This is a genomic window from Streptomyces solincola (genome assembly GCF_002982015.1).
GTDB classification, from domain to species: domain Bacteria; phylum Actinomycetota; class Actinomycetes; order Streptomycetales; family Streptomycetaceae; genus Streptomyces; species Streptomyces solincola.
The window spans coordinates 1-1,802 of the sequence record NZ_PVLV01000706.1 but is presented as its reverse complement, the minus strand read 5'-3'; the positions used below and the strand labels follow the sequence as shown (position 1 = coordinate 1,802).

Sequence of the window (1,802 nt, the reverse complement as noted above, 5' to 3'; positions counted from 1 at the left end):
ACCTCGTACCGCTGGCCTCCACCACCCCCTCCCCCTTCGCGCTCTCCCCCGAGGGGCGGCCCGCGGCCGGCGGGCTCGACGCGGGCGTGGGGGCCGGCGACGGCACCGTGGTCGTGGAGTTCGAGGGGCTGGAGAACCGGGTCACCGCCTTCCCCGTCTCCGCCTCCAAGTACTCCTCTCTGCGCCCGGTGGCGGGCGGCGGACTGGTCTGGCTGCGCTGGCCGATCTCCGGGGCGCTCGGAGAGACCTTCGCCAGCCCGGCCGACACCTCCGGCCGGCCCACCCTGGAGCACTTCAGCCTCGCCAAGGCCCGGCGCACCGAACTGGCCGGCGGTCTCGACTCGTTCGCGGTCAGCGGCGACGGGACGAGGCTGGTGGTCGTGGACGAGGGCGACCTGCGGGCCGTCCCGGCCACCGAGCCGGGCGACGGCGACAGCACCGTCTACGTCGACACCCGCCGCATCCTGCACGAGGTGGACCCGTGCGCGGAGTGGCGGCAGGCGTACGACGAGGCGGGCCGGATCATCCGGGCGTACTTCTGGGACCCCGGGATGAGCGGCATCGACTGGGACCAGATCCTGGAGCAGTACCGGCCCCTCCTCGACCGGGTCGCTTCCCCCGACGAGTTCGCCGACCTGCTCCGCGAGGTGCTGGGCGAACTCGGCACCTCGCACGCGTACGTCACGCCCGCCCGCCGCAACGAGGGCCCGCCGCACTACCAGCGCGCCCAGGGCCTGCTCGGGGCCAACTTCGTGCCGCACGAGGGCCGCTGGCTGGTCAAGCGCATCCTGCCCGGCGAGTCCTCCGACTCCAAGGCCCGTTCGCCCCTCGCCGGCACCGGGATCCGCGACGGTTCGGCGCTGACCCATGTCGACGGCCGGCCGGTCGATCCCGTCACCGGCCCCTACCCCCTCCTCGCCGGGGCCGGCGGCACCTCCGTCGAGCTGACCTTCGAGCCGCCCGAGGGCGAGCCGGGCCGGGCGCGCCGGGTCGCCATCGTCCCCCTGCTCGACGAGCGGCCGCTGCGCTACCAGGACTGGGTGGCCAAACGCCGCGACGTCGTGCGGGAGTTGAGCGAGGGCATGTGCGGCTATCTGCACATCCCCGACATGGGCGGCTCCGGCTGGGCGCAGTTCAACCGGGACCTGCGCATGGAGGTGTCCCGGCCCGCGCTCATCGTGGACGTGCGCGGCAACGCCGGCGGCCACATCAGCGAGCTGGTGGTGGAGACCCTCACCCGCAAGATCCTGGGCTGGGACCTGACCCGCAACGCGCAGCCCGTCTCGTACTCCTCCAACGCCCCGCGCGGCCCGGTGGTCGCCCTCGCCGACGAGGCCACCGCATCCGACGGCGACATGATCACCGCCGCGTTCCGCCTCCTCAAGCTCGGCCCGGTGGTCGGGCTGCGCACCTGGGGCGGCGTGGTCGGCATGACCGGCCGGCACCGCCTGGGCGACGGCACCGTCATCACCGTCCCGATGAACGCGGCCTGGTTCGACGAGTACGGCTGGACCGTCGAGAACCGGGGCGTCGAGCCCGACATCGAGGTGCAGCGCACCCCGCTGGACTGGGCCGAGGGCCGCCACCGCCAGCTCTCCGACGCCGTCGAGCTGGCCATGGAACTCCTCGCCGACCACCCCGCCGCCCGCCCGCCCGACTACCCCCAGGCCCCCGACCTCCGCCGCCCCCAGCTCCCGCCGCGCACCTGAGACGGCCCCGCTTCCCGGCATTCCCCGTCGGACGCTGCGTCGGCGGCCTGATCCGCCCCCCACACACATGGCAGGCGCACCCGGCGGCCCGGG

1 protein-coding gene is annotated in these 1,802 nt (G+C 74.7%); it reads left to right on the top strand.

The annotated features are described in order from the left end of the window. Positions 1 to 1,709 (top strand): S41 family peptidase (locus tag C6N75_RS29540; RefSeq protein ID WP_181160672.1); only part of this gene is annotated, 1,709 nt, incomplete at its 5' end. Between the last annotated feature and the right edge of the window lie 93 nt (positions 1,710 to 1,802).